The sequence below is a fragment of the Longimicrobium sp. genome (assembly GCA_036387335.1).
In the GTDB taxonomy this organism is placed as follows: Bacteria; Gemmatimonadota; Gemmatimonadetes; order Longimicrobiales; family Longimicrobiaceae; genus Longimicrobium.
This window is the reverse complement of sequence record DASVTZ010000126.1, coordinates 45,544-71,816: the sequence shown is the minus strand read 5'-3', so window position 1 is coordinate 71,816 and position 26,273 is coordinate 45,544. Positions and strand designations below refer to the sequence as shown.

At 69.2% G+C, this 26,273-nt stretch carries 22 protein-coding genes and 1 riboswitch; of the genes, 13 read left to right on the top strand and 9 right to left on the bottom strand.

Annotated features, from left to right (window positions below; translation table 11 throughout):
- Positions 1-472 precede the first annotated feature (472 nt).
- The 4 genes from VF647_11985 (at position 473) to VF647_11970 (ending at position 4,447) form a co-directional block, all read left to right on the top strand.
- Positions 473-1,795: an aldolase/citrate lyase family protein gene (locus tag VF647_11985; GenBank protein HEX8452811.1), complete on the top strand. Its 1,323-nt coding sequence runs from the start codon at positions 473-475 to the stop codon at positions 1,793-1,795.
- A 98-nt stretch (positions 1,796-1,893) separates the two neighbouring features.
- On the top strand, positions 1,894-2,874 hold the full coding sequence (locus VF647_11980; protein ID HEX8452810.1) for a carboxypeptidase-like regulatory domain-containing protein: 981 nt from the start codon (positions 1,894-1,896) through the stop codon (positions 2,872-2,874).
- Between the two features lie 162 nt (positions 2,875-3,036).
- Complete coding sequence (locus VF647_11975) at positions 3,037-4,104, top strand: PAS domain-containing sensor histidine kinase (GenBank protein ID HEX8452809.1); 1,068 nt, start codon at positions 3,037-3,039, stop codon at positions 4,102-4,104.
- Positions 4,105-4,120: 16 nt separating this feature from the next.
- The gene (locus VF647_11970; GenBank protein ID HEX8452808.1) at positions 4,121-4,447 is read left to right on the top strand and encodes a hypothetical protein; all 327 of its coding nucleotides are present in this window, start codon (positions 4,121-4,123) and stop codon (positions 4,445-4,447) included.
- 15 nt (positions 4,448-4,462) lie between these two features.
- Here VF647_11970 and VF647_11965 read toward each other — a convergent pair whose 3' ends face one another.
- A complete protein-coding gene (locus VF647_11965; GenBank protein HEX8452807.1) occupies positions 4,463-4,885 on the bottom strand; it encodes a hypothetical protein in 423 nt (140 codons plus the stop codon).
- A 22-nt stretch (positions 4,886-4,907) separates the two neighbouring features.
- Positions 4,908-5,228 (bottom strand): DUF2188 domain-containing protein, encoded by a 321-nt coding sequence (locus tag VF647_11960; GenBank protein HEX8452806.1) that lies wholly within the window; start codon positions 5,226-5,228, stop codon positions 4,908-4,910.
- A gap of 262 nt (positions 5,229-5,490) precedes the next feature.
- On the opposite strand from VF647_11960, the gene VF647_11955 reads away from it, so the two are divergent.
- The gene (locus VF647_11955; protein HEX8452805.1) at positions 5,491-5,970 is read left to right on the top strand and encodes a nucleotidyltransferase family protein; all 480 of its coding nucleotides are present in this window, start codon (positions 5,491-5,493) and stop codon (positions 5,968-5,970) included.
- Positions 5,971-6,154: 184 nt separating this feature from the next.
- On the opposite strand, the gene VF647_11950 is transcribed toward VF647_11955, so the two are convergent.
- The 7 genes from VF647_11950 to VF647_11920 all read right to left on the bottom strand — a co-directional run bounded on the left by VF647_11950 (position 6,155) and on the right by VF647_11920 (position 15,631).
- Positions 6,155-7,729, bottom strand: coding sequence for a S41 family peptidase (locus VF647_11950; protein ID HEX8452804.1), 1,575 nt, complete (start codon positions 7,727-7,729; stop codon positions 6,155-6,157).
- A complete protein-coding gene (locus VF647_11945; protein HEX8452803.1) occupies positions 7,726-8,955 on the bottom strand; it encodes a hypothetical protein in 1,230 nt (409 codons plus the stop codon). The genes VF647_11950 and VF647_11945 overlap by 4 nt, the downstream gene beginning before the upstream one ends.
- 172 nt (positions 8,956-9,127) lie before the next feature.
- Entirely contained in the window at positions 9,128-9,799 is a 672-nt protein-coding gene (locus tag VF647_11940; GenBank protein HEX8452802.1) for a hypothetical protein, read from the bottom strand.
- 170 nt (positions 9,800-9,969) lie between these two features.
- The gene (locus tag VF647_11935) at positions 9,970-10,380 is read right to left on the bottom strand and encodes an AraC family ligand binding domain-containing protein (GenBank protein ID HEX8452801.1); all 411 of its coding nucleotides are present in this window, start codon (positions 10,378-10,380) and stop codon (positions 9,970-9,972) included.
- A gap of 166 nt (positions 10,381-10,546) precedes the next feature.
- Positions 10,547-11,215: a lytic transglycosylase domain-containing protein gene (locus tag VF647_11930; GenBank protein ID HEX8452800.1), complete on the bottom strand. Its 669-nt coding sequence runs from the start codon at positions 11,213-11,215 to the stop codon at positions 10,547-10,549.
- Between the two features lie 161 nt (positions 11,216-11,376).
- Positions 11,377-11,973 (bottom strand): hypothetical protein, encoded by a 597-nt coding sequence (locus VF647_11925; protein HEX8452799.1) that lies wholly within the window; start codon positions 11,971-11,973, stop codon positions 11,377-11,379.
- A gap of 379 nt (positions 11,974-12,352) precedes the next feature.
- The gene (locus VF647_11920) at positions 12,353-15,631 is read right to left on the bottom strand and encodes a hypothetical protein (GenBank protein HEX8452798.1); all 3,279 of its coding nucleotides are present in this window, start codon (positions 15,629-15,631) and stop codon (positions 12,353-12,355) included.
- Between the two features lie 192 nt (positions 15,632-15,823).
- Between VF647_11920 and VF647_11915 the strand changes: the two genes are divergently transcribed.
- The 8 genes from VF647_11915 (at position 15,824) to VF647_11880 (ending at position 26,260) form a co-directional block, all read left to right on the top strand.
- Positions 15,824-18,499, top strand: a complete 2,676-nt coding sequence (locus VF647_11915; GenBank protein HEX8452797.1) for a histidine kinase N-terminal 7TM domain-containing protein — start codon at positions 15,824-15,826, stop codon at positions 18,497-18,499.
- A 664-nt stretch (positions 18,500-19,163) separates the two neighbouring features.
- Complete coding sequence (locus VF647_11910) at positions 19,164-20,192, top strand: L,D-transpeptidase (protein HEX8452796.1); 1,029 nt, start codon at positions 19,164-19,166, stop codon at positions 20,190-20,192.
- 149 nt (positions 20,193-20,341) lie between these two features.
- Entirely contained in the window at positions 20,342-21,955 is a 1,614-nt protein-coding gene (locus tag VF647_11905; protein ID HEX8452795.1) for an ATP-binding protein, read from the top strand.
- A 493-nt stretch (positions 21,956-22,448) separates the two neighbouring features.
- The gene (locus VF647_11900) at positions 22,449-22,877 is read left to right on the top strand and encodes a hypothetical protein (GenBank protein HEX8452794.1); all 429 of its coding nucleotides are present in this window, start codon (positions 22,449-22,451) and stop codon (positions 22,875-22,877) included.
- A 198-nt stretch (positions 22,878-23,075) separates the two neighbouring features.
- Positions 23,076-23,150, top strand: a riboswitch (cyclic di-GMP riboswitch).
- Positions 23,151-23,278: 128 nt separating this feature from the next.
- Complete coding sequence (locus tag VF647_11895) at positions 23,279-24,829, top strand: hypothetical protein (protein ID HEX8452793.1); 1,551 nt, start codon at positions 23,279-23,281, stop codon at positions 24,827-24,829.
- 1 nt (position 24,830) lies between these two features.
- Positions 24,831-25,496, top strand: a complete 666-nt coding sequence (locus tag VF647_11890; GenBank protein HEX8452792.1) for a hypothetical protein — start codon at positions 24,831-24,833, stop codon at positions 25,494-25,496.
- 126 nt (positions 25,497-25,622) lie between these two features.
- Positions 25,623-26,135 carry a hypothetical protein gene (locus VF647_11885; protein ID HEX8452791.1) on the top strand — a complete coding sequence of 171 codons (513 nt, stop codon included), beginning with the start codon at positions 25,623-25,625 and terminating at the stop codon, positions 26,133-26,135.
- Entirely contained in the window at positions 26,132-26,260 is a 129-nt protein-coding gene (locus VF647_11880; GenBank protein HEX8452790.1) for a hypothetical protein, read from the top strand. The genes VF647_11885 and VF647_11880 overlap by 4 nt, the downstream gene beginning before the upstream one ends.
- Positions 26,261-26,273 lie beyond the last annotated feature (13 nt).

The window sequence follows — 26,273 nt, the reverse complement described above, 5'->3', positions numbered from 1 at the left end:
CGCGCCTCGTGCGGCCCGGACGGCGTGCTGGGGATGGCGTTTCGCACAAGCCCTGCCACGCGAAAACCGCCCCCCGCCAGCCACCCCGAACGTGTCTAAGTCCCGTTGTTTGATGCACTTAATATAACACCTCCCCTACATTTCCGCTGCTGTCATCGCGGCGGTAGCCTCCCCCATCCCGCTGTCGTTCAGGCATGAACTACCGTCACAACGGCGTGAACCACCACACCACCCTTGTAGGGGCGCGATTCATCGCGCCCACCCTCGCCGCACCCCGACGCCCGCCCCCTTCGCACCCAACCCTGTAGGGGCCGCCCCACGTGGCTGCCCGTGCCCTGCCACCCGCCGCCCCCGCCGCCCGGGCCGCATACTCCCCACCGGCGCCTTCCCTCCGGGCATCATATAATACCCCGCAACGGCACACACGGTATCGCGCGACGGCGCGGTCCGCCGATGCCCATCGACCAACCCGATGTCCGAACTCGAAGACGCCGACGCCAGACTGACCCGCGCCCTGGCCCGCGCACGCACGGGAGAGCCCGCGGAACGCCAGCCCGTGCACACCGTGTACGGCGGAGCGCACCTATTCCGCGCGGACACGGCGCCACGCCTGGGCACCCGCGCACTCGAGGCGCTCGCTCGCTACGCCCCGGACGCGCCCACCCTGGCGAGCGCACTGGGAACGGACGCGCACGCGGAGGCGGTGTGGGAGCGGGTGCGGGCCAAGCTGCACCGCGAGCCGGTGGAGGACTTCCGCATCGACTTCGAAGACGGCTACGGCGTCCGTCCCGACGCCGAAGAGGACGAGCACGCCGAGACCGCCGCCCGCGAAGTCGCCCGCGGGATGGCGGAGGGGACGCTCCCGCCCTTCATCGGCATCCGCCTCAAGGCGCTGACGATGGAGACGCGCGCCCGCGCCGTTGGCACACTGCACCGCTTCGCGAACGCGCTGCTGGGCACCACGGGCGGCGTCGTGCCGCCGGGCTTCGTCGTCACGCTCCCCAAGGTGACGGTCCCGGAGCAAACGGAGCTGCTCGCGCTCCTTTTGGAACGGCTGGAGGCGGAGCACGGAATCGCGGCCGGCACGCTGCGCATGGAGTTGATGGTGGAGACGCCCGAGGCGCTGTTCGACGACGAGGGCCGCGCGGCGCTCCCAGGGCTGGTGCGCGCGGGTCGCGGTCGTGTGGTCGCCGCACACTTCGGCGCGTACGACTACACGGCGGCGCTGGGGATCACCGCTGCCCATCAGCATCTGCGCCACCCCGCGTGCGACTGGGCGCGCCACGCCATGCAGGTGTCGCTCGCGGGGAGCGGTGTGCGGTTGTCGGACGGCGCCACCACGCTCCTCCCCGTCGCTCCGCACCGCGGCGAGCTGAGTGCCGAGCAGGAAGTGGAAAACCGGGCCGCGGTGCATCGAGGGTGGCGCGTGCACCACGACGACGTGAGGCACGGCCTGGCATCGGGCTTCTACCAGGGCTGGGACCTGCATCCGGCGCAGCTCGTGTCGCGCTACGCGGCGGTGTACGGCTTCTTCCTGGAAGGCGTGGACGCCGCCGGCGAGCGCCTGCGCAACTTCGTGGATCGCGCAGCGCGAGCCACCCGCGTCGGCAACGCCTTCGACGACGCGGCCACCGGGCAGGGGCTCCTCAACTTCTTTCTCCGCGCAGTGGGCTGCGGCGCCATCGCCGAGGACGATGCGCTGGCCCGCACCGGCCTCACCTCCGCCGAGCTGCGCATCCGCTCCTTTGCCTCCATCGTCCGGGCGCGGGAGGGGCGCACGGAAAACGGCGGGTGAGCGGGATCGGATGTCAGAACCGGCGCTTGCCGGGCATTGCTCCGTGATGAACGCCGGACGACCCGGCGCTCCCCCGCTTCGACCCGTGTGACTTGCCGATGTGCCGCATCGCCCCCCTCCGCGCGCTCGCGCTGGCCGTGCTCGCCGCCGTACCCCTCGCGGCGCAGACCCCCGAACCGCGCGCCGGCACCGTTTCCGGCTCCGTTCGCGACGCCCGGAGCGCGGCGCCCCTCTCAGACGCCACCGTGACGCTCGATGGCGGGGCGCTCGCCGCCTTCCCCACGGCGCCGCGCACCGCCTTCGCGCAGGCGACGCGTGCCACGCGAACCGACACGCTGGGCGCGTACATCTTCGGCGGCGTCACGGCGGGCGAGTACCGGCTGCACGTGCAGCGGACCGGCTACCGCTCCGCGACGGTGCTGGTGGCGCTGCGCACGGCGGGGGTGGAGGTGGAGCCGGTGTCGCTCCGCCGCGCGCGCCACACGGATGCCCCGTGGCGCGACCTTCCCCGCATGATCGGCGCGGGGTACGGCGCTACGTACAGCGGACCGACCTCGGGGCCGGGATGGCACGCGCAGGGCAGCTTCGCCTTCTACCGCGCATCGCCCGCGCTGCGCGCCGAGGCGTACGCGCTAGCGCAGCGCGGCACGGCCACGGGCTCGCCGCTGGCGTGCGGCGACCAGGTGAGGCAGCTCTACTGCCTGGGCCGCGAGGACCGGAGCACCTTTGCGGGAGCCGGGCTCGCGCTGGCGGTGGAAGGCTCGATCGCGGGTGACCGCGTGCGGCCGTACGCCCGCCTGGGCGGCGGCGTGTACCACCAGCGGGTCGCATCCACCGAGTTCGAGGGGCCCACCGGGATCTGCATCGAGGGCGGCGAGCTCGTCTCCTGCCCGGACAACCCGCCCTTTGGCAGCTTCACCCGCTCGTTCAGCCGCACCGGCCCTGGGGTGTCCATCGCGGCGGGCGTCCGCCTGCGGTTGGCCGGCGTCTCCGTGTTCGCCGAAGCGGGCACGCACGCCGCCGAGATGGGAAGCGGTTCCGCGGGCGCCGCGCCGGTCACGCTGGGCGTCGAGTTCTGACGAAGGGCCTCACGCAGAGGCGCAGAGACCCAGAAGAGCGCGCGGAGCTCCTCCGGCCTCTCTGCGTCTCGTCGTCCTACGCGCCGCTTGTTCGCCATTCGTGCGATGATTATCGTTGCGGCCCTGACGAATCCACGTACCCGCTCCGCCTTTCCCGCTCGCATGGACCTCCACGCCGCCACACCGCTCGAAAGCTACTACCACGAACTGATCGGCTCGCTGGACGCAATCGTGTGGGAGGCGGATACGGAGACGTTCCAGTTCACATTCGTGAGCCCGCAGGCGGAGCGCATCCTGGGCTACCCGCCCGAGGCGTGGACGGAGGACGGCTTCTGGATGAAGATCCTCCACCCGGAGGACCGCGACGAGGCGGTGGAGACCTGCCTGCGCGGGCTGCGGGAGGGTTGCGACAGCCAGTTCGAGTACCGCGTCGCCGCCGCCGATGGCACGGCAAGGTGGATCTGGGACGTCGTGCGGCTGGTGCGCGACGACGACGGCGTGGTGCGGCAGCTTCGCGGCATCATGGTGGATGTCACCGAGCGCAAGCGGATCGCGGATGAACAGGAGCGCTTCCGCGCCATGGTGTCGCACGACCTGAACAACCCGCTCGCGGTGGTCCTCCTCAACGCCGACCTCCTCCTTCAGACCCCCGGCGCCCTCGGCTGCCCGGACTCGTGGGACGTGGTGCGCGGCATCCTGCGCTCCGCCGAGCAGATGCAGCGGCTGATCCAGGACCTGACGCAGGGCCCCGCGGGCGATCGGGCCAGCCGGCTCTCCCCGCGCCCGTTCGCCGCGGGCGCGCTGGTGGTGGACGCCGCGTGCGTGGGCCGCCCGCTGGCCGAGGACCGCGGGATCGAGCTGGTGGTCGCCTCGGCCGAGCCGGTGTGGGTGTGGGCGGACCCGGAGCGCGTGCTGCAGGTGTTCGGGAACCTGGTGGGGAACGCCATCCGCTACACCCCGCCCGGCGGCACCATCCGCCTGGGCACCGAGAGCTCGGAGGCCATGGTCCGCTTCTTCGTCGCCGACAGCGGCGCCGGGATCCCGCCCGCCAAGCTGGAATCACTCCTCGGCAACGGCCGCGGCACGGGCGCGGGCCTGGGCCTCGCCATCGCGCGCGAGATCGTGGCCGCGCACGGCGGCACCCTCGCCGGCGAGAGCCGCCCCGGTGAGGGGAGCACCTTCTCCTTCACGCTCCCGCGGATCGCCCAGGGCGCGGCGCCGCGGAACTGAACCCAGGAGGCCCCACATGAGGGAGATCCCGGAAAGCGACTGGAAGCTGTTCCGCGCCGTGCGCGAAGCTGCCCTCGACCGCTACTGCGCCCGCGTGCTGGAAGAGAGCGCCGCCATCGTGGCCGACGAGCGCGAGACGAACCACGAGCGCTACATCCGCCTCTACCGCCTCCTCGCGAAGCGGGACCGCACCCTCGCCGACACGTTCAACGACCCCCGCCGCTCCGTGGCCCGCATACAGCTCGCGCAGATGGACGCCCTCGGCCTCGTCACCGACATCGAGCTCGCGCGCTTCTCCGCGGATACGCGCGATTCGGTGAGGCGGATCCGGAGCGCATGGTAGCCGGAGCCGGCCCGCTCAGAGGATCTCGGCGGGGCGCACGATCCTGACGTTGCAGAAGTTCCGGATCTTCTCGAAGTCCGAGACGTTCTCCGTGACGACGGTCGCGCCCGCTCGCCGGGCCGTCAGCGCGATAAGCACGTCCCGCAGGATGCGCTGCTGCTCCCCCTTGGAGATCGCGGTGATGCGCCCCCTCTTGTGGGACCTGAGCCCGCGATGGAGCGAGTTCAACACCTTTCCCGCGAGCCACCAGTCCTCCCCGGTGGGCACCAGCAGGCGACCTCTGCTTTCGTAGTACTTCCGCGACTCTTCGTGTCCGCGCACCTCTGCCGCGTCTTTCGCGCCTGCAGTTAGCTCCTGTAGTACGACGGCAGACATAAAAAACCCGGCGGGGAAGGTCGCCGGGCGGTATCGAATGATTACGTTCGTGTCGTAGGTCACGCGGTGCACCGGCCCATGGGCGTCAGATCTCCCCCCGCAGGTGACGCTTGTAGATCCGCTTCCAAAGCTTCAGCATCAGCGCGTCCGCAAGGGAGCCCGAAAGCCGCTTCTCGATCTTCCCGTCCAGACCGCGGACCACGACGTTGCATTCCGTCTGGTGGGCGATCTTCATCGCGGCGTTGATCGCCTGGTCGCGGGTCTTGTGGGTGCTGCGGAGCACCCCGCGCACGCGCACCAGCCACTTCCCCTCCTTGGGAACGACGTACACGTCGATCAGCTTGCCGCTCGGCAACACCGGAGCGGGCGCCATCGCGGCGCTTTTCTCCATCAGAGTCTTCGCCATCTCGTACCTGCCGGTTGGTCTGCGAAACGCATTCGGACAGCCAAATATGAAGGAAAGAATTCCCCGCGCAAGCACCCTGTATTCGGCATGCAAACCGCTGGCGCCAAACGCTCTACGGGCGCTCCGATAAGGCATGCCGCAGCACCGAATCGTCATGTTCATGGCGGAATACCGGCGCCCTTGTGTATTCGATCAGGATGTTTGAGCTTGGATGGAGGCCCGGAAGGAGTACGCGGCGGCGCGGGAGCGGAGGCGACTCGACATGAGCGATCAGTCTGCAAAGGACGAGCAGGAGCTCGAGGTGCCGCCCCGATTCGACTTCTCGGGCGCGGTTCGAGGCAGGATCGCCAGCCGCTTCACACCGGAGGAGCGGGACGAGCTCATCAAGCGCGCGGTCATGGAGGATACACGCCATTGTGCGGCGCAGAACAAACTGCTCGTAGACGCTGGAATGAGCATCCGTGAGCTGATCCGCGCCAACCGGGATATGATCCGCTGTATCGCAGAGCAACATGGCGCGCGGAACGTGCGCCTCTTTGGCTCCGTGGCGCGTGGTGAAGCGGGCCCCGAGAGCGACGTGGACTTCCTCGTGGATGCGGGGCCCGCCACCAGCTCCTGGTTCCCCGGTGGACTGGTCGCCGATCTGGAAACCCTGCTCGGGCGCCGCGTCGATCTGGTGACGGAACGCGGTCTCGCGCCGGACCTGCGGGAACAGGTGCTGCGCGAGGCGGTTACGTTTTGAAGGCCCAGGCAGTGCAAAGTGAAGAGCGCCCCGCGGAGTGTATCCGCGGGGCGCTCTTGTTTGGCTGGCTCGAAACAACGGGCCTCACACAGAGGGCACGGAGATCAACGATAAGATACAGAGAAAACCTCCTGCCCGTTCTTTCCCTGCCCTCTGCGTCTCTGTGTGAAATCGCTGTTCACCCTCAAGGCGCCGGCCGCAGCACCTCCGCTGCTTTGCCGAACTGCGATGCGGCTTCGCGCACCTGCGGGTCGGTGACGGCGACGAGGCGGTAGTAGCCGGTGTCGCCCCACCTGGCGAAGGCGATGCCGCGGGCTAGGACGCGCTGCAGCCGCGCATCCGCATCGGGGCCGGCGGGGAGCGTGTGGCCGGCGCGCGCGGCAAAAGCGCGGAAGTCCGCCAGCGCGGCATCGGGAAGGCGCGGCGAGGCGGCGAGGGCGTCGGCCGAGGGGAAGGCGGCGGCGTTGGCGCTCAGGTAGCCGCCAATCCAGCGCGTGGGGAGGTCCTCCTCGCGCAGGCGGGCGAGCCAGAGCGGGTCCGGCTCCGCTTCGGGGGTGACCACGTCGGGAAAGATGCCGCCGCCGCCGTACACCACGCGCCCGCCGGTGGTGCGGCACGAGGGGCGCCCCGCGGTGTCGCGCGCCGTGCGGGCCATGCGGTAGTAGTCGTTCACGCGCACGTCACGGTACTGGCGCTGCACCACGCGGCCGCACGGCGTCTTGATGTGGCCGATCACCAGCATGATCGCCGAGCCGTCGGTCATGGGGAAGCCGCGCATCAGCAGCGACTTGCCAAAGGTTGGGCGCCCCACCACCAGCGCCCGGTCGTGGTCCTGCAGCGCGCCCGCCACCAGCTCCGATGCGCTGGCGGTGCCCCCGTTCACCATCAGCACGACGGGGTACTGCCGCTCGCGCCGCCAGAAGGAGCGCTGCACCCGCACCGTCTCGGCAACGTCGGCCTTGCGGCCCTCGGACGAGTAGACGACGGTGCCCGAGGGGAGGAACTCGCCCGCCACCCTGGACGCCTCGTCCACCATGCCACCGCCGTTGTCGCGCAGGTCCAGCAGGAGGCGGCGCATCCCCGTGCCCTCCAGCTTCGCGAGGGCGGCGTGGAGGTCCTCCGCGGCGCGCATGTTGGAAAAGGTGGTCACGCGCACGTAGCCCGTGCTGTCGTCCAGCATCAGCACGGCGGGGACGGCGGTGCCCTCCTCGGAGCGCTCGCGGCGGACGGTACGCTCCAGCTCGGCCACCGAGCCGTCGACGCGCTCGCGCTCCAGCCGCAGGGCCACGGTGGAGTTGCGGGTGCCGGAGAGCACCACCTCCAGCTCGAAGGGGCTCTCCGCGCGCACCGGGTGGCCGTCGGCGGCGACGAGGACGTCGCCGGGGAGGATGTCCTGCCGCGCCGCCGCCGAGCCTGGCGCCACGCTGCGCACCACCGGCGTGCCGCGCGCGAAGTCCCACTCGATGGGCACCGGAAAGAGGCGGCCCTCGCGGTAGTCCTTTTCCTTCTGCGGCGACAGGCGCGCCGAGGTGATGACGTACGAGTGCGGATCGGCGGCGCGCACCATCCCCTCCACGGCGGCCATGAAGAGGCGGTGGGTGTCGATGGAGTCCGGGTGGTTCACGCGGATCTGGTTGAGGACCTGGCTGAACATCTGCAGGTCCTCGGCGGTGCTGCGCGGGCGCACGACCGCCTCCTGCGCCGCCGCGGCGAGCGGAAGGACGGCCGCGGCGGCGGCCGTCAGGATGGCGCGCCTCACGGCATGGCCTTGATCTGGGCGTCGAGCGCGGCGATCCGCTCCTGCGCGTTGGCGTAGCCAGCGTCGTCGCGGGCGGCGCGCGTCACGTACGCCCGGTAGTTGTCGAGCGCCTCCTGCGGCATCCCCGACGAGTCGTACAGGCGCGCCATCATAAGGTGTGGGATGGCGTAGTACGGCTCCAGCTCGGCGGCGCGCTTGAACTCGGCGAGGGCTTCCTGGGCCTTGCGGGTGCGCACCAGCAGCAGCCCGTACTGCACGCGCGCCGCGGCGTCGTCCGGGCTCAGCTCCACGGCCAGCGCCAGCTCGCTCACGGCGGTGGCGGTGTCGCCGCGCGCCATGGCCAGCGCGCTCAGGGCGCGGTGCGCGGGGGCAAACGACAGGTCTTCCTGCAGCGCGCGCCCGTACGCTTCCTGCGCGGCCGCGGCGTTCCCCATCTTCTCGTACACGGCGCCCAGGCTGTGCTCCATCAGCGCCTTGCTCTGGTAGACGAGCACAAGGTCGCGCGCGTCTTCCTTGCGCATCCCCTCGGCGGCGGCGGTGAAGTGCTCCGCGGCCTTGGCCAGGTTGCCGGTGAAGAAGTGGATCCTCCCCACCATGGGGTGGATGTACGGCTTGTCGCGGGCGCTGGCGCGCGACAGCGCCCGCTCGTACTCGCCGAGCGCCTGCGGAAAGCGCCCCTCGCTGTAGGCCACCCGGGCGCGCATCGCGGGGTCGCTGCTGCGGAGCCAGGTCTCCACCAGGTGCGCCGCGAGCGCCGAGTTGGCGTCGCCCGTCTCCCGGCGCATGTCCTCCATCACCGCGCGCGTCATGTACACCCGCATCATCGGCCGCTCGAACGTCTCCACCAGGAACGGATCCAGCGAGAGCGCCCGGAGCTGGAGCGAGTCGATCGCCTGGATCTCGGCCGAGCGGAGGGTGCCCCGGTTGTTCTCCATGTAGCGGACGAGGCGGTCGGGGTCCGTCATCAGCAGCGCCACCCGCCGGCCGTACAGCGGCTCCGCCCACCCGGGCTTCAGCCGCGCCGCCCAGTAGAAGGCGGCGGCCGCCTCCGCCGGGCGGTCCGCGATGCGGTTGACGCCGTGCAGGTAGTACGTGTTGGCGTTGTTGGTGTCCGCCTGCGCCCACAGCACGGGGCGGCGCGGGACGTCGCGCACGCGGGCAGACTGCGCGGCGGCCGGCATGGCGCAGACGAGCGCCGCGGCCGCGGCAAGAGCGATCTTTTGCACTGGGAAGGCTCGGTGAGGGCGAGGCGGGAACGATTCGCGGGCGCCCACTATAACGCAATTTGTCGTTGTGCGCCAGACGTTTACGCGCGGTGGCGCTCGCGTCACCTGCCGGATGCGGAAAGGGCGCACCCTCGCGGGGTGCGCCCTCTTTCCGTATCCGCCGTGGAGCCGCCTAGTTGACGAAGCGCACCAGGTCGATCCGGCCCTGCGCCACCATCTGGCCATCGAGCGTCACGCTCTGCCCGCTGCGCAGCGCGCGGAAGCGCTGGGCATCCTGCGCGCTGGCGCCGTACGGGAGCGCCACCTGCGCCGCGCCGTTCTGGGTGCGCAGCTCGAACGATCCGCGCTGCGTGTCGATGTAGCCCACCGTGCCCGCGAAGCGCTGGACGTTGTTGTTGCCGTACGTCCCGCCCCCCGTGCCGCCGTTGTAGACGCCGCCCTGCTGCTGCGAGCTCTGCCCCGAGCGCTCCTGCACGCTCTGCTGCACCTGGATGTAGTTGGTGTAGGCGTTGCCGCGCTGGTCCTGCTGCACCTGGAACGCCACCACGTCGCCGCGCTCCAGCGCCGTCACGGCGTACTCGCGCTGCTGGTAGACGACGCGGGTGTTCTGGTCGAAGTAGACGTTGCCGGTCTGCCCGTTCTGCGTGCGGATCTGCATCATCCCCTGCCGCGCGTCGATCCCCTGGATCTCGCCGACCACCTGGCCGCCCTGCCCCTGCCCTTGTCCCTGGGGCCCCATCACGCCTCCCAGGATCTCGCCGAGCGCCCCTGCCTGCGCGCACCCCGTGGCGGAGAGCATCGCGGCGAGCGCCACCAACCGCAGCCCGATTGTTCTGGCCTTCATGGCTCGATCTCCTTCCTGGTTTCCGTCGTCACCCCGTCGAGCCGTCCACACAGGGCAAGGGCGGTGCCACGTGCTTCGTAGGTGCAAGCGGCACAATCACTTGCCTCCTCCGTCCCCCCTGTGGGACGCTTGCGCCGCCGGGGTGCCCTCACGCGGTGGCGCAGGTGCGGTCAGGGGTTGGCGCCCGAGCCGGTGCGCGACTCGCCGGGGCGGAAGTCGTCGTTCTGGGCGGAGACGGTGATCAGGATGAGCGAGTCCTGCGCGGCGCGGATGTCGTGGGCGTCGCCGGGCGCGGTGAAGATGAGCTGCCCCTGCCGCAGCTCCTGCTCGCCGCCGTCCGCGCGCACCTGGAGCGAGCCCTCCAGCACCTGGATGCTCATCGCCGAGTCCGCGTTGGCCGTCTCGGCGGCCTGCCCCGCGGCGAGCGCCGTGAGGATGACGCGGAAGCGCCCGTTCTTGACCAGCGCGTGGCCCAGCTTGCCGCTCTGCTGGTACATGGGATCCTGCCGGAGCCGTGCGGCCTCCGCGGCCAGGTCGTAGCTGAGCGTGGGCCCCGCCAGGGGGCGGTTGATCGAGGACATTGCTCGTCGGTCTCCGTCTGCGGTGTGTACGCTGGGCGGCTCGCCGCCAGGCCCGGGGAGGGTTGCAAAGTCGGGACCGCGGGAGCCCCGGTTGAGGACGCACGCCGGCCCGCCACGACACTGTCGCGGCGGGCCGTCTTTTCACGGTCTCCGGTTTCGCTGCACGCTACTGCTCCACCACCCCCGCGCCGCGGTACCGGTCGGCGCCCCGCCCCAGCACCTTGCCCGAGTACCCGTTCTCCGGGTCGCGCCCGCGCCTCAGGTCGCGGTCCACGCCGTTCTCGCCGCGGTTGTACGCGAGGAGGGCCAGGCGCACGTCGCCGTCGTAGTGGCGCAGGAGGGTGCGGAGGTAGCGGAAGCCGACGCGCAGGTTGGCCTCGGGATCCAGGAGGCGAGCGCGGTCGGCCATGCGGCGGTCTATGGAGCGCGCGGTGCCCGGCATCAGCTGCGTGAGCCCCATGGCGCCGGCGTAGCTGCGGGCGCGCGGGTTGAAGTTGCTCTCCACGCGCACCAGCCGGAACGCCAGCTCGGGATCGATCCCCTCGGTGCGGGCCGCATCGTGGATGGAGCTCGCCAGCTCGTGCGAGATGCGGTAGCGCGTTGCGTACGAAAACGGATTCGCGTTCAGCTCGCGGAAGCGGCGTGCTTCGGCGCGGAGGCGCTCCCAGAAGCCGGGCTCCGGAACGGTCGCGCCGGTGCGGGCGGGCGTCGCGGGCTGCTGCGCGGCGGCGGGCACGGCGCAGAGGCAGAGCGCCATCAGGGCGCAGAACACGGACGTGCTTCGTCCGCTCGGGGCAAAGGGTGCCGGCCACGCGCCGGCGGTGGTGGCGTGCAATTCATCCTCCTGGTTCCTGTCCAACCGCGGACCCCCGCGACGGCGCCCATACTGGACCCGAAGCAGCCGCAAGTCAAGCGCAAGGACTGCAACGTCCTGCTACACGAGAGCTCCCGCGGCGGCGCCGCGGGAGCTCTCGTGGTGCGAAGCAGGAGCGCGGGTCAGCGCACGCGCAGCGGCCCCACGTACTTGCCGACCGTGGAAGACGCGTAGCCGGTGTACGTGTCCTGGCCGTAGTTGTTCACGATCTTCACGTACGAGGCGTAGAGGAAGTAGTACCCGGGCGCGAGGCCGGCGGTGCTCACCCCTTCCGCCTCGTGGTGGACCACGCAGTTGTCACGCGAGTCCTGGGTCCAGTGCTCGCGCACCAGCTGCCCCGCCTGGTTGTAGATCCCCCAGTGCATCGGGGTGTTCTCCACCACCACGCCGGTCAGGTAGATGATGGTTCCCTGCACCACGTCGTTGCTGAACCCCCAGAACGCGTGCGGGATCTGCTCGCAGTGGTAGATGCCGCTTCCGGGCATCCCCGGGGTGCTGAGGTTCGACGCGAAGATGTACGGCGGCGGCGGCGGGCTGAACGGCGGAACCGCCTCGCCTCCGCCCCCACCGCCCCCTCCGCCACCACCACCATCGCCGCCGTCGTCGATCGGCATCTGGTACACGGGCTGCTCCGGCGCCGCGACGGGGTTCCCCCCGCTCTCGCACGCCGCCAACGAAAGGCAGGCGAGGAGCCCTCCGAACGCAAAGTACCTGTTCATCCGTCCATCTCCGAGAAGAAGTAGATCCACCACCCGGTGGCCGACGAACGCACTATATGTTTGCATTCTTATTACGTCAAGTAATTATATTTGACCGCTTCAATGCGTCTCCTCCGTGCACTTCGCAGCCCCGTAAGAAATTGGCGATTAACTTGGATAAGCGTCAGAAATCCAGGCGAGGCGAGCGGTTCAGCCACACAATCAGTTAGAGCCACCAACCGCACAAAATAGACACTCCAACAGTAGCCGTTCACCGACACGCCACCCCGCTCCTAACGGGAGCTCCGCGCCCGGCACGGACGCACGCAACCGCCCCCTCCCCCAGGTTGTTTTGGGGGAGGGGGCAGCGAGGAACGAGCGGGGGCGGGGGCCCTCGATGCTACCCCTCCTCCTCCCCTTCCTCCTCGCCCTCATCATCCCCCCCACGCCCCGCATCCGCCGCCGAAGCGCGCGGCGGGGGCGGGTTGGATGGCACCGGGGCGATGCGGCGCGCGCGGAGGAGCGCGTTCAGGCGCGGCAGGTCGGTGGCGAGCAGCCGGTCCAGCGCGGCGAGCTGGACGTCGAGGCGGCGCGAAAGCTCCTCGAACACCGTCATCGTGGGGCGCGTGGGGCGGGCCTCGGCGCTCTCGATGACGCCCAGCAGCGCCGCCATCTGGTTGTTGAGGCGGATCGGGTAGTTGAGCGGATCCTGGTTGCTCTGCAGCCGCGTCTGGTAGAGCGCGTTCTCGATGACGGAGAGGCGCGCCTTGAGCGAGTCGGCGGCCGTGCGGATCGCCGGGTCCCGCGTGCGCGTGAGCCGCTGGTCGATCTGCTCGCGGATGCCGCGGATGCGGATCACGGCGCGGTTGGCGTCGCTGGTGCGGTCGCGCACGCGCAGGGCGAGCGCGGTCTGCGCCTCCAGGTCCGCCTGCGTGACCCCGGTAAGGCGCGGGTCGATGCGCACGTTGAACTCCTCCGCGCCCACCGCGCGCCCGTCCACCGTCAGCCGCACGCGGTAGCGCCCCGGCGGCACGCGCGGGCCGTTGGTCCCCGCGGCCCACAGGATCATCCCCGGGAAGTCCACCGCGCCGGGGTGGCGCAGGTCCCACACGAAGCGGTTCATCCCCGCCCGCGCCGGCGCCTTGGGATCGGTGCGGCGGCGCGGGGAATCCTCGTCCTCGTCCTCGCCGCCGGCGGGGGAGCCGCTGCCGCCGGCGCCGCGCACCGTGTCCGCCGGGGTGCCGCTGAAGGAGCGGATGACGGTGCCGCGCGCATCCATGAACTCCAGCGTCACCCGGCGCGGGTTGCGAGGGAGCGAGTAGAAGACGCTCACGCCGGGGTCCGTCGCGCGCACCACGTCGTCCGGGCGGAAGAGGTGGGCGGCGCGGCTGGTGGCGGCGGTGAGCTGGCGCAGCGGGCTGATGTCGTCCAGCACGTAGAAGGAGCGGCCGTGCGTGGCGGCCACCAGGTCGTTGCCGTGCACCGCCAGGTCGCTCACCTGCACGTCCGGCAGCCCCAGGCGGATGGAGCTCCAGTGCGCGCCCTGGTCCCACGATGCGTACGGCCCGTGCTCCGTCCCCGCGTAGAGGAGCCCCGCGCGCGTCGGGTCCTCGCGGATGGCGCGCACGAAGTGGCCGGGGGCGATGCCGCGCGTGATCTGCGTCCAGTTGCGCCCGCCGTCATCCGTGCGGAAGGCGTACGGCGCCGGGTCGTCCATCTGGTAGCGGTTGGCGGCCACGTAGGCGCGCATGGGGTCGTGCGGCGACGCCTCGATCAGCGAGATGCGCGCGAACTCCGGGAGGCCCCGCGGCGTCACCTTCTGCCACGAGCGCCCGCCGTCGCGCGTCACGCTCACCACCCCGTCGTCCGATCCCACCCAGATCGTCATCGAGTCGCGCGGCGAGGGCGCGACGGTGAAGATGGTGCCGTACGTCTCCACCCCCGTCTGGTCCAGCGTGATGGGCCCGCCGCTCGGTCCCAGCGTCCGCGGGTCGCCGCGGGTGAGGTCGGGGGAGATGCGCGTCCAGCTCTCGCCCTCGTCGGTGGAGCGCCACAGGTGCTGCGATCCCGCGAAGAGGACGTGGGGGTTGCGCGGCGCCAGGACGATGGGAAAGGTCCATTGGAAGCGCTCGCGGATGTCCGAAGCCGAGTAGCCCATCGGGTTCTCGGGCCAGACCTGGATGTTGCGGCGCTGGCCTGTGCGGCGGTCGAAGCGCGTCATCAGGCCGCCGTAGCTGCCCGCGTAGAAGACGTCCGTCTGGTCCGGCCGCGCGGCGATGTAGCCGCTCTCGCCGCCGCCCACCGCGTACCACTCGCGCCCGTTGCCGTTGCTGGGCACGCACGCGGTGGAGTTGTCCTGCTGCGCGCCGCACACGTGGTAGGGGAAGTGGCCCGTGGTGACGACGTGGTACATCTGCGCCGTCGGGTAGTCCTGCTCCGTCCAGCTCTCGCCGCCGTTCACCGAAACGTTGGCCCCGCCGTCGTTCCCCTCGATCATGCGCTGCGGGTTCTGCGGATCGATCCACAGGTCGTGGTTGTCGCCGTGCGGAGTGCGGATCGACTTGTACGTCTTCCCCCCGTCGGTCGACTTCCAGAACGCTACGTTGAGCACGTACACGGTGGCCGTGTCGCGCGGGTCGGCGTAGATGCGCGAGTAGTAGAAGGCGCGCTGCCGCAGCTTGCGCTCGTCGTTGATGCGCGTCCAGGTGGCGCCCGCGTCGTCCGAGCGGAAGACGCCCCCCTCCGCCGCCTCCACGATCGCCCACACCCGGTTCGGGTTGGCGGCGGATACGGTGACGCCGATCTTCCCCAGGATCCCGCGCGGCATTCCCGGATTGCGGGTCAGCTCCGTCCACGTGGTCCCGCCGTCCGTCGAGCGAAAGAGCCCGCTCCCCGGCCCGCCGCTGGAGAGCGCCCAGGGCGTGCGCCCCACCTCCCAGGTGGATGCGTAGAGCGTGTCCGGCCGGCCGGGCGTGAGGACCAGGTCCACCGCGCCCGCGTTCTCGCTGCGGAAGAGCGTCTTCTGCCACGTCCTTCCGCCGTCGCGCGTGCGGAAGACGCCGCGCTCCTGGTTGGGGCCGTAGGCGTGGCCCAGGGCGGCCACGTAAGCGCGGTCGCAGTCGGTGGGGTGCACGCGCACGCGGCCGATCATCTGGGCGTCGCGCAGCCCCGAGTGCGTCCACGTCTTGCCGCCGTCGGCCGAGCGGTACACGCCGTCGCCGGGCATGACGTTGCCGCGCAGCTGCACCTCACCCATGCCGGCGTACACCACGTCCGGGTTGGACTCGCACACCCCGATGGCGCCCACCGAGGAGCTGCTGAAGGCGCGGTCGGACATGGGGCGCCAGGTAGTGCCGCCGTCCGTCGTCTTCCAGATGCCGCCGCCGGTGGCGCCGAACCAGTACTCCAGCGGCCGGCGCGTGCTCCCCGCCACGGCGATCGACCTGCCGCCGCGGTTGGGGCCGATGTTGCGCCAGCGGAAGCCGGCCAGCGTGGCGCTGTCCGCCGAGGGCGGGGGCGCGGGCCTTACCTGCGCGGCGGCGGGCGCGGCCGCCAGCAGGCCGAGGAGCGCCGCGGCGGCGCGGCGGCGGTGGGTGATGCGCATGGAGCCGGGGGTGCCGGGGTGGATCGCACGAACACGGGTGTCCGGCACGATGGCGGCCCGCCCCCGCGCGCGCAAGGCGAGGCTCCTTGCGCAAACCTTACATCCAGAGCACCTTGCAGCATCCCCCTCCCCACAAACTGCATGGCTCACGCGGAGACGCGGAGACGCAGAGAGAACTTCTTTGCCTTTCCCCCGCGTCTCCGCGTCTCCGCGTGAGATTGCGGTTCCACTGAGCACTGAGCACTCGTCACTCGGCACTTCCCTTCCATGACCTGGCAGCAGACTCCCGAGTTCGTTCCCCTGATGGTCTCCGCGGCGCTGTGCGCGGGGCTCGGCGTGTTTGCGTGGGCGCACCGGCGCGTGCCGGCGGCGGTGGGGTTCGTGGTGCTGATGGCCTCGTGCGCCTGGTGGTCGTTCTTCTACGGATTGTATCGCGGCGCCACCACGCTCGAGGCGAAGCTCTTCCTGGCCGAGGCCACCCAGGCCGGCGCCATCGTGGTGCCGCTGGCGTGGATGATCTTCACCCTCCAGTACACACGCCACGAGCGCTGGCTGACGCCGGGCCGCGTCGCGCTCGTCTCCGCCATCCCGCTGCTGACGCTGGTGATGGCGCTCACCAACCCGCTCCACTTCCAGTTCTGGGCGCGCTTCACCCTCGTCCCGCGCCGCGGCTACATCCAGATCGACTCGCGCGAGGCGTGGGGGTTCTGGCTGCACGTGGGCTACTCGTGGACGCTCCTCTCGGCGTGCGTGGCGCTCCTCTCGCTGCGCGCCCTGCGCTCGGTGAGGATCTATCGGAGGCAGGCGGTCGCCATCGGCGTAGCGGCGCTGGTGCCGTGGGTGGGAAACGTGCTGCACGTGGGCAAGGTGGTGAGGTTCCCCGCCAACCCCATGCCCTTTCTCTTCACGCTCACGGGGCTCGTCTTCTTCTGGGCCATCTTCCGCCTGCGCCTGCTGGATGTGATCCCGGTGGCGCGCGAGGCGCTGGTGGAGGAGCTGCCGGACGGCGTGCTGGTGCTGGACGACGACGACCGCGTCCTCGACCTGAACCCCGCCGCACGCACCCTGCTGCGCGTGGATGGCGACCGGTGGCTGGGCCGCCATGCCTGCGAGCTCGTCCCCCCGCTGGCGCCGCTGCTGGACCAGGCGCGCGAGGGCGCGGAGCCGCGGGTGCGCGGGCGGCTGGAGCTGGCCGAGGCGGGGCGCGCACTGGACGCACGCGTCACCCGCTTCCACGACGAGCGCGGCAAACCGGCCGGGCGGCTGGTGGTGCTGCGCGACCTCAGCGAGCGCGAGGGGGCGCTCACCCTTCAGCGCGCCTACCTGGACCAGCTCTTCGAAGCATCCCCCGAAGCCATCGCCCTCCTGGACGCCGGCGACCGCGTGCTGGACGTGAACGGCGAGTTCACCCGCATGTTCGGCTACTCGGCCAGGGAGGCGGCCGGGCGCGCCATCAACGACCTCATCGTCCCCCCCGACCTGCGCGCGCAGGGCGACGAGATGACGGCGCAGGTGATGATGGGGCAGCGCGTGGGGGTGGAGACGGTGCGCGCGCGCCGCGACGGGAGCCCGCTGGACGTGTACGTCACCGGGAGCCCCGTCTTCGTGGACGGGAAGCAGGTGGCGATCTGGGGGATCTACCGCGACATCTCACGCCGCAAGGCGGACGAGCGGATGCGCGCGGAGCTGCTGGAGCGCGAGCGCGCGGCCCGCGCCGCCGCCGAAGCCGCCGGCCGCCGCGCCGCCTTCCTGGCCGATGTGGGGACGCTGCTCAGCGCATCGTTCGACTACGGCAGCTCGTACCGCGAGCTGGCGCGCCTGGCCGTCCCTGAGCTGGCGGACTACTGCCTGATCGACGTGGTGGAGCCGGACGGGGGAACCCGGCGCGTGGCCGTGGCGCACCACGATCCCGAAAAGGAAAAGTCCCTCATCCACGACGCCGTCAACCCGCCCGACGGCGACCTGGACCGCCGCCCCGTGCTGCGCGTGGTGAGGACGGGCGAGCCGCTCCTCGTCCCCAACTTCACGCAGGAGATGCAGGACCGGCTCTCCCACGACGAGCGCCACCGCGAGAGCTTCAACCGCAACGGGCTGAGGTCGTTCATCATCGTGCCGCTCACCGCACGCGGCCGCACGCGCGGCTCCATCACCCTGGCGATGAGCGACAGCGGCCGCCACTACGGCCCGGCGGACCTGGCGGTGGCGCAGGACATGGCGCGGCGCGCGGCGCTGGCCATCGACAACGCGCGCCTCTACCGCGAGGCGCAGGAGGCGGTGCGCGCGCGCGACTCGGTGCTGGGCGTGGTGTCGCACGACCTGCGCAACCCGCTCACCGCCGTCCTCCTGAACGCCGACGCCATCCTCAGCGACGACACCCTCACCCTGCCGCCCTGGGCGCGCGACGGCGTGCGGATGATCGTGCGCAGCGCCGAGGCGATGGAGCACCTGATCCGCGACCTGCTGGACGTGGCGCGCATCGAGAGCGGGAACCTGCGGGTCGCCCCGCAGCCGCACGACCCCGGGCGCCTGGTGCTGGACGCCGCGGAGCTCTTCACCCCGCTGGCCGAGGAGCGCGGCATCCACCTCGTCGCCGTCCCCCCGGACCGCGCCCCCCTCGTCCGCGCCGACCGCGAGCGGGCCCTGCAGGTCTTCAGCAACCTGGTGGGGAACGCCCTCAAGTTCACCCCCTCCGACGGCGTCATCACCCTGGGCGCGGCCCTGGACGACGGAGCCGTGCGCTTCTGGGTGCGCGACACGGGCGCGGGGATCCCCGAGTCCGACTTCCCGCGCCTCTTCGATACTTTCTGGCAGGGCCACGCCCGCCGCGACGGCGCCGGCCTCGGCCTCCCCATCGCCCGCGGCATCGTCGAGGCCCACGGCGGCCGCGTCTGGGTGGAAAGCGAGGTGGGCGTGGGGACGACGTTCCACTTCACGCTGGGATGAAGTGCGTGAGTGCGTAAGTGCGTGAGTGCGTTGGTTTTGTCATCCTGAGGGAGCCGCCGGCACGAATGCACGCGCCGCACACCATACTCACTGCGGCGACCGAACGGATCTAGCCCGCGAGGCAGGAGGACGGCGCAACTGACCAGGCCCCCTCGTCGCGCGCAGTAGATCCTTCGCTTCGCGCCACAGGACAGCGCACGGGGCGAGGACGGTGAGGCGCGTCGCTCAGGATGACAAACAAAGGGAGGGTCCCCATTCCCGCACTGGTCCGCGCCGTGAAAAGTGCGTGAGTGCGTTGTTCTTTTGTCATCCTGAGGGAGCCGCCGGCACGAATGCATGCGCGCACGCCATACTCCCTGCGGCGACCGAACGGATCTAGCCCGCGAGGCAGGAGGACGGCGTAACCGACTAGGGCCTCTCGCCACGCGCAGTAGATCCTTCGCTCCGCGCCACAGGACGGAGCACGGGCGAGATCAGTGAGGCGCGTCGCTCAGGATGACAGAAGGGGAGGAGCGACAAGGGAGGGTTCCCCATTCCCCATTCCCCTCCCCCAACCCCGCCACACTGGACCAACCCCCACCCGCCCCCTATCTTCCTACCACCGGCACCCCGCCCCGCCCCGCTACAGCGCCACCCTTTCCCGCAGCTCCTGCGCGGTACCCCGATGTCCAGAAAGCTCATGCGCGCCCTCGCCGTCATCGCCGTACTGGCGGTCTCGGCCGCCGTCGTCCTCCGCGCCACCGGCGGGGCGGACGCCGCGCGGACCGCCCTGCAGACCGTACCCGGCGCCACGGGCGCGGCCTTCACCGACGTCCCCGCGCGCGACTCGGTGGTGGTGCCGCCCAAGCCCAAGCGCCAGATCGTCGACGGCGTGGAAGTGGTGGTCAACATCCCCAGCGGACGCCTGGAGCTGCTCCAGGGCGACTCGCTGGTCAAGAGCTACCCGGTGTCCGTGGGCTCCGCGCGCTACTCCACCCCCGTGGGCGACTACCTGCTCGCCACGGTGATCTGGAACCCGTGGTGGAACCCGCCGCCGGGGAGCGCGTGGGCCGCCCGCCGCAGCCGCACCCCGCCGGGGCCGGGCAACCCCATGGGCCGCGTCAAGCTGCACATGGACGAGCTGATCTACATTCACGGCACCACCAGCGAGGGCCGGCTGGGCGCCCCCGCCTCGCACGGCTGCATCCGCATGGCCAACACCGACGTGGTGGACCTGGCGCGCCGCCTCAACCTCATCGCGAACCCCTCGATGAGCGAGGCCGAGCTCGACCGCCTGTCGCGCAACGACCGCCGCACGCGCGAGACGGTGCTGGCGCGCTCCGTCCGCATGCGCGTGACGTACCGCGTGGCCCACGTGCGTGGCGACAAGCTGCACGTGTACCCCGACGTCTACGGCCGCGCGGGCGACTTCGCCACCGCCGTCCGCGCCGAGCTCGCCCGCGCCGGCGCCGACCCTACCGAAGTCGACGCCGTCGCCATGCGCTACCTCCGCGACCGCGCCTACTCCCGCGGCGGCGCCTCCTTCGCCCTGGCCGACCTCTCCACGCTGCGCCCCCCGGTCCCCAAGGTCCAGCTCGCCGAGATCGCGCCGGTCCTCACCCCCGCCGGCGCCGAACCCCCGCGCCCGGACAGCGTAGCCCCGCCCGTTGCCGAGGCTACGGACACGGTGGCGGCCGCGGCGCCGGTGCCGTAAATTTAAAAACGCTGGCGGATGTCAGTGCGAATGCCCTCGATCCAGCCGTGGATCGGGGGTTTCTGGTGTGGAGGATAAAGCCTTCCCGTGTGCGCAGGATCTTCAAAAGGGCCTTAACATTGGGCATCTCGCTAGACGAACTCCGCGGTTTGCTGTCAGCACGCGAGAGCGAGCATCTCGAATTCAAGGAGGCCAAGAGCCGCTACGACTTCGAGAAGCTGGTTCAGTACTGTGCCGCCTTGTGCAACGAAGGCGGGGGCAAGATCATCTTGGGTGTGACGGACGAGCGTCCACGCCGGGTAGTGGGATCTCATGCCTTCGACGCGTTGGAGCGTACACGCCAAGCTTTGTTCCAGCGCCTTCGCATACGCGTTATGGCTGACGAGGTTGATCATCCGGATGGCCGGGTAGTCGTGTTCCACGTTCCGGGGCGTGCTGCTGGCACGCCCGTATCAGTGGACGGCAAGTACCTGATGCGTGCTGGCGACAGTCTGGTACCCATGTTAGAGTCGCGCCTGAGGCAGATCTTCGCGGAGGAAGCTGGGGACTTCTCGGCCCAGATCTGCCCGGACGCGACGCTGGAAGATCTGGATACCGCTGCGCTCGAGGCGTTCCGCGAGAGTTGGGGGCGGAATTCGAAGAGCGCCAGGCAGGGGGTGGAACGTTTAGCCGTTCGGCAACTCCTCCGCGATGCCGAGTTGATGTCCGATGAGGGCGTCACGTATGCGGCGTTGATCTTGTTCGGCAGCAAGCCCGCGGTGGATCGTCTTCTTCCCCAGGCGGAATTGATCTTCGAGTATCGCTCTGCTCCGAATGCACTCGGTACACAAGATCGGGAAGGGTTCCGCGCCGGCTTCTTCCTGTATCACGATCAGCTATGGGATCGCATCAACCTGCGCAACGATGTTCAGCCGTTTTTGGATGGGCTGTTCCGTCGTGAGATTCCGACGTTCAACGAAGACGTCTTTCGAGAGGCCGTATTGAACGCGGTGTGTCACCGAGACTACCGCGACGGCGGCTCGGTGTTCGTGCGGCAGTTCCCCCGCTCTCTTGAGGTGGTAAGCCCCGGTGGCTTCCTCCCAGGGATCACCCCGGAGAATGTGCTCTGGCGGCAGAAGCCGCGGAACAGGCGTCTTGCGGAGAGCTTCGAACGATGCGGTCTGGTGGAGCGTTCGGGACAGGGCGTAAACCGGATGTATGAAGAGTCGATCAAACAGGGTAAACCCGTACCAGACTTTTCCCGAACGGATGAGCACGAGGTTCTGGTCGTTATGCGTGGAGAGGTGCAGGACCCGCAGTTTCTTCGTGTACTGGAGCAGATCGGTCAGGAGACGCTGTCATCGTTCGACACCGGGGACTTTATAGTCGTGGACTGCCTGTACCGGGATCGGCCGGTTCCCATCGCGTACCGGGACCGGCTGGACTCCTTGCGTGATCGTGGGGTCGTCGAACGCATTGGCCGTGGACGTGGCGTGCGCCACATCTTATCCAAGCGCTTCTACGAGGCGCTGGGTATAAGCGGAGCGTATACGCGCAGCCGGGGGTTGGACCGTGAAACGAACAAGGAGTTGCTGTTTCGCCACATCGCTGAGCACAACCAGGAAGGTAGTCAGTTGAGTGATCTGGTTCAGGTGCTTCCAATGCTGTCAGGGAATCAGGTACAGAAGCTCTTGCAGGAATTGAAGACAAATGGACGAGTGCACGTGAAGGGAAGCACGAGAGGTGCGCGCTGGTTTGTTGGGCCTGAATCACGCATAACGTAATCGGCGTTGAAGTGAAGCGCTTTCGCATAATCAAACCTTGCGTCTGGCTTAATAGGACAAACATACCCGCGTTTAAACGTTGGAAAACACAACGCGTTTTCTTGAATGCAGAAAATCGTTAAAGCACAATCAAGCACAATCAAGTACCAACGAAAGCACGCGAACAAAGCAAGTAAGCAGGATCAACCATAACGAATCGTAGTTGAATCTTCCCTGTCAATCCGGCTGACGCGGCCAGCAGTCTCTGAGATCTCGATTCACAAGAAGTATGTGTAGTCTAGTGCCCAGCTCATCAAGCTTGCGTCAGTCGTAACGTTCCGACTCGCGATCGCGGTGACCCTCGCGCAGCTTCAAACTCATCGCCGAGCCGCGGAACGTGAGGCGTGCCTGCCTCGGTTTGCCAGCCGGGAGTCGCGGCTCCCGGTACCCGCGTAACGCCTGGAGAATCGCAGTGAGTTTCCACGCGAGCGTTAACGATGAGCTTGGCGAGAGGATGAGCCGCATCGGGCATGCAGCCCTGGCCGTCGCCGGCGACCCCGATGCGCGCATCCTCCTCTACGCCGAGGTGGAGGAGGACCTGGATCACATGATCCTGCGCTACGCCCCGCCCGGCGCGGAGAAGCTGCGGTGCGCGCTGGAGTTCGGCGAAGTGGCCGACGCGGTTCGCGACGCGTGGGAGCACTCCCGGGAGGCAGGCCCCCGCTACCGCTGGCGCGCCATGGTCTACCTGGTCGAAGACCGCAAATTCCGCGTCCAGCTCCTCTACGACGCCGACGTGGACCCCGAGCTTTCGATGTACGACAAAGAAGATCGGCTGCTCGCGGAGCACTTCCCTGGGATGGAGGTCGAGCCGGTGGATCTGCCCGGCGCCGTAGAGCTCACTCTGGACGACCGGCCGTTCTGGAAGAAGCTCTGGGGCTGACCCGTCGTGCCTGCGCCGCTTCAACAAGAGAGAGGCCCCGCACCGGTTCCGGTGGCGGGGCCTCTTGTCTGATAGGTTGGCGTCTACCGGGCCTGTTATCGAGGTTTGGCGCGTCCGCCATTCGCCAAGAGCATTCTTAACGCGCCGTTATTGTGCTCGTCTGTTTTTTGAGATAGAATTGTAGCCGCAGTACCGAAGAAACGATAAGAGCACACCCGCCGCGAGGCGGGGCCGCAAAGCTAGGGGTCTCACGGAGACAGCCCGGCTGCCGAACCTTCGCCCTCCTCCCGATGCCCTCCCGCCAGTCCCTGGCTGTACGGGTGCGTGGTCCACCCCGCGCCACGTCCTGCACCAGCACAGCCTTTACTCATTCCTTCCGACCCCCCTTCTTCGCGGGTTCCATGAACCGTACCCCTTGGCGACGCCCAGAGCGGCTCCGCATCTGGGCATCTGCTCTGATTCTGATCACGGTCAGCGCGTGTGCGGACGTGCGCCACCCGACCGGCCCCACCGCCGCCGCGGATACGGCGGGCAACTTCGCGCGACTGAGCCAGCGGGCCGCCAACAGGCCCCGCTTCGACATCAACGCGAACGGCGAGTTCGTGAACGCCAACATCGAGGTCACGCAGGGAAGCTACCTCACGTTCGAGGTGGAGAGCACCGAGAACGGCTGGTGCGACACCCTGTACCTCGGCGGCGTGCTGAGCGGCACCCTCTTCACGGGCGTCGGTCCGTGGTGGTGCGGCAAGCCGGAACCGGTCACCATCGGCCCTGTCGCGACCGGCGGCACCTACACCATTGTCACGGAGACCTCTCGCTACTGGGCGAAGATCGGATTCCCCGGCACGGCGCGAATCCGATCCATGTTCAACGGTGGGTCGTACCGCGTGTACATCGAGGACAGCGACGACAACGACTTCAACGACATCGTGCTCGTCGTGACGGTGCGGCAGCCAGAGCTGGCGCTGACCTGCGGCACGCTTACGGGCCAGGAGTTGAAGAAGCCCGTCTCAGGGCAGACCATCGACGTCCAGATCACGCGGGGCGACACGCTGAGCTGCGAAGCCCGCTCCCTCAACCGCGAACGCGGGCCCGCGTGGTCGCGCGGGTGGAAGTTCAACGGCAAGGCTCGTGAAGACGGCGACACCGAGTCGAACGTGTGGCGGGGTGTGATGGTCCAGAGCGGCGTCATCGAGGTGAAGGCGCACACCGGGCTCCGGCGCGACCCCAGCGCAGGCGAAGAGACGCTGAAAGCCACCGTCACGGTTACGAACCGGGACTGGAGCGGTCGGTCACCGGTTATCCATGCTGAGACGGTGCGCAATGGCACCGATCCGGATCCAACCACAACTCTTCCGGCTCGGGTCGAATTCACGCACCATCTGGGAACCACCTTCTTCCGTGCCGATCAGCAAGACTACCGAAGGGACTACCCCGAAGACCCAACGGCCGAGGTGCGCGGCGGACCAAACAACGGCCTGTTCTACTACAAGGACCTGACGTTCCCGGCGTATGCTGCCATCGTCCTGAATGACGACGCCATGGCCCGCGGCAGCTTATTCTATCTCAGCCAAGCTGAGGAGCGGAACGGAAACGTGATCAATTTCGGAGGAACCAACTACTGCCCGCGCTCGTACGTGACAGGGGATCTCCGGGCGGACGTTTTGAGGCACGAGGAGAAGCACGTTGAAGTGTTCCAGACTGTTCGCGCGTTCGCCCTCGCCGATTCTATCCGCGCGTGGGAAACAAGGGTAGATAGCCTCGGCGACGCCGAGATGGTGGATGCGTACCGGAGGGAATGGAGGCGCACCTTCCTGCTCGGAGCCTCGGAAAGCAAGCGCGTCGTAGATGCTAAGAATGGACCGTACCTGGTTACCTTTGGAACCCGGGCTAAGCCGTGCACCCTCTACTCTACTTCCGGCGTGGACCTAAAGAACGAGGGCGACAACTGAGATGACGAACACGATTCAGCGGCTGATCCGCGCCCTCGCATTGATCGCCTCGGTCATCGCCGCAGCTCCCGAGGGCGCGCACGCGCAAAGCGGCGCGGCCAATCCGATCGCGATGAAGCACCGCAACGATTGTCGGCTCGCGGCACACGTGCTGACCAGAGGCGAGCCGCATACGAAGCGCGCCTGGGCGCGGAATTACATCTCGAGCTGTCCCGAGGAAGGGCCGCCAGCCATCGCGCGGGAATGGCGGGCAGTACCTGCCGACACGGCGGCGGTCCTACAGCTGATGCGTGCCAGCACTGCGATTCGCGATGTGCGCATCTACGAGCGGGTACGCGAGGTCGTCGAGGACCGTTCGCGTCCCGATGTGATCCGCGTGGGGGCCATGCATGTGCTGGACAGCTACGTCAACCCGCTTCACGGCGGATGGTTCGGGAGCGTTCCGCCAGAAGGTGGCGAAGTCAAGGTCGTACATCCGGAGACCGCCCTCGTTACGCATGCGCCGTACGCCAATGGCCCTCTACCGCTCGTCGCTCCGGTGCGAGAACCGGTGCTCCAGCTCCTCCAGCGCGTGAGCGCCGCGCGCGACGTGGAGCCGCTGACGGTGTGGTATGCGGCAGCCGCGCTCGCACTCCGGATCCAGGAGGAGATCGAGTGGAATCGGTGACCTGCGAAGGCGCGTCCCCACGCGGGGGCACCGCGTCGGGTAATCGCTGTCGAAGCGGAGCGTGCGGCTGCGTCATGCCGCACGCCCCGACCTCTCCCCACATGTCGCAGAACCGATATCCCCAACATGCTTCGCAGCCTGTTCTCGATCCTGCTGGCGTTCGTTGCGGCTCTGCCGCTCGTGCCCGTTGAGTCCCGCGCACAGGATCAGGGTCCAAACCCGCTCATGGTCAAGCACCGCAGCGACTGCCGTCTGGCGGCGCAGGTGCTCATCACCGGCGAGCCTCGAGCGAGACGCGAGTGGGCACGCGACTACATCGCGAACTGCGAGAACGAGGGTCCCCCCGCGATCGTGCAGGAGTGGCGCGCCGTGTCCGGCGATACCGCGTCGGTCATAAAGGTGATGCGCGCGAGCACGATGATTCACGACGCACGGATTTACGAGCAGGTGCGCGCCGTTGCCCTGGACCGCTCGCGTCCGGACGTGGTTCGCGTCGGAGCCATGCACGTGCTCGACAACTACGTCGATCCGCACCACGTCGGTTGGTTCAGCGCCGTTCCGGCTGCGGGGCGTGAGGTCGGGCAGGTTCTTCCCGCGGGAGGAGTCGTCACGGTCCGATGCCACTCACCGGTTCGGTGAAGGCCCCCGTCCTCGACCTCCTGCAGCGGATCGGCGCCGCGAGAGGGGTGGAGCCGGTGAGCGTGTGGTATGCGGCCAGCGCGCTCGCCCGGCGCATCCAGCAGGAGATCGAGTGGCGGAATTGATGTCACTGAGTAG

Excerpts from the sequence above, each read along its gene's own strand:
- VF647_11985 (HEX8452811.1), top strand. The coding sequence starts at position 473 with ATGTCCGAACTCGAAGACGCCGACGCCAGACTGACCCGCGCCCTGGCC.
- VF647_11885 (HEX8452791.1), top strand. The coding sequence starts at position 25,623 with ATGCTTCGCAGCCTGTTCTCGATCCTGCTGGCGTTCGTTGCGGCTCTG.
- VF647_11925 (HEX8452799.1), bottom strand. The coding sequence starts at position 11,973 with ATGAACAGGTACTTTGCGTTCGGAGGGCTCCTCGCCTGCCTTTCGTTG.
- VF647_11935 (HEX8452801.1), bottom strand. The coding sequence starts at position 10,380 with ATGTCCTCGATCAACCGCCCCCTGGCGGGGCCCACGCTCAGCTACGAC.
- VF647_11970 (HEX8452808.1), top strand. The coding sequence starts at position 4,121 with ATGAGGGAGATCCCGGAAAGCGACTGGAAGCTGTTCCGCGCCGTGCGC.
- VF647_11910 (HEX8452796.1), top strand. The coding sequence starts at position 19,164 with ATGTCCAGAAAGCTCATGCGCGCCCTCGCCGTCATCGCCGTACTGGCG.
- VF647_11960 (HEX8452806.1), bottom strand. The coding sequence starts at position 5,228 with ATGGCGAAGACTCTGATGGAGAAAAGCGCCGCGATGGCGCCCGCTCCG.
- VF647_11955 (HEX8452805.1), top strand. The coding sequence starts at position 5,491 with ATGAGCGATCAGTCTGCAAAGGACGAGCAGGAGCTCGAGGTGCCGCCC.
- VF647_11940 (HEX8452802.1), bottom strand. The coding sequence starts at position 9,799 with ATGAAGGCCAGAACAATCGGGCTGCGGTTGGTGGCGCTCGCCGCGATG.
- VF647_11915 (HEX8452797.1), top strand. The coding sequence starts at position 15,824 with ATGACCTGGCAGCAGACTCCCGAGTTCGTTCCCCTGATGGTCTCCGCG.
- VF647_11980 (HEX8452810.1), top strand. The coding sequence starts at position 1,894 with ATGTGCCGCATCGCCCCCCTCCGCGCGCTCGCGCTGGCCGTGCTCGCC.
- VF647_11890 (HEX8452792.1), top strand. The coding sequence starts at position 24,831 with ATGACGAACACGATTCAGCGGCTGATCCGCGCCCTCGCATTGATCGCC.
- VF647_11975 (HEX8452809.1), top strand. The coding sequence starts at position 3,037 with ATGGACCTCCACGCCGCCACACCGCTCGAAAGCTACTACCACGAACTG.
- VF647_11900 (HEX8452794.1), top strand. The coding sequence starts at position 22,449 with ATGAGCCGCATCGGGCATGCAGCCCTGGCCGTCGCCGGCGACCCCGAT.
- VF647_11895 (HEX8452793.1), top strand. The coding sequence starts at position 23,279 with ATGAACCGTACCCCTTGGCGACGCCCAGAGCGGCTCCGCATCTGGGCA.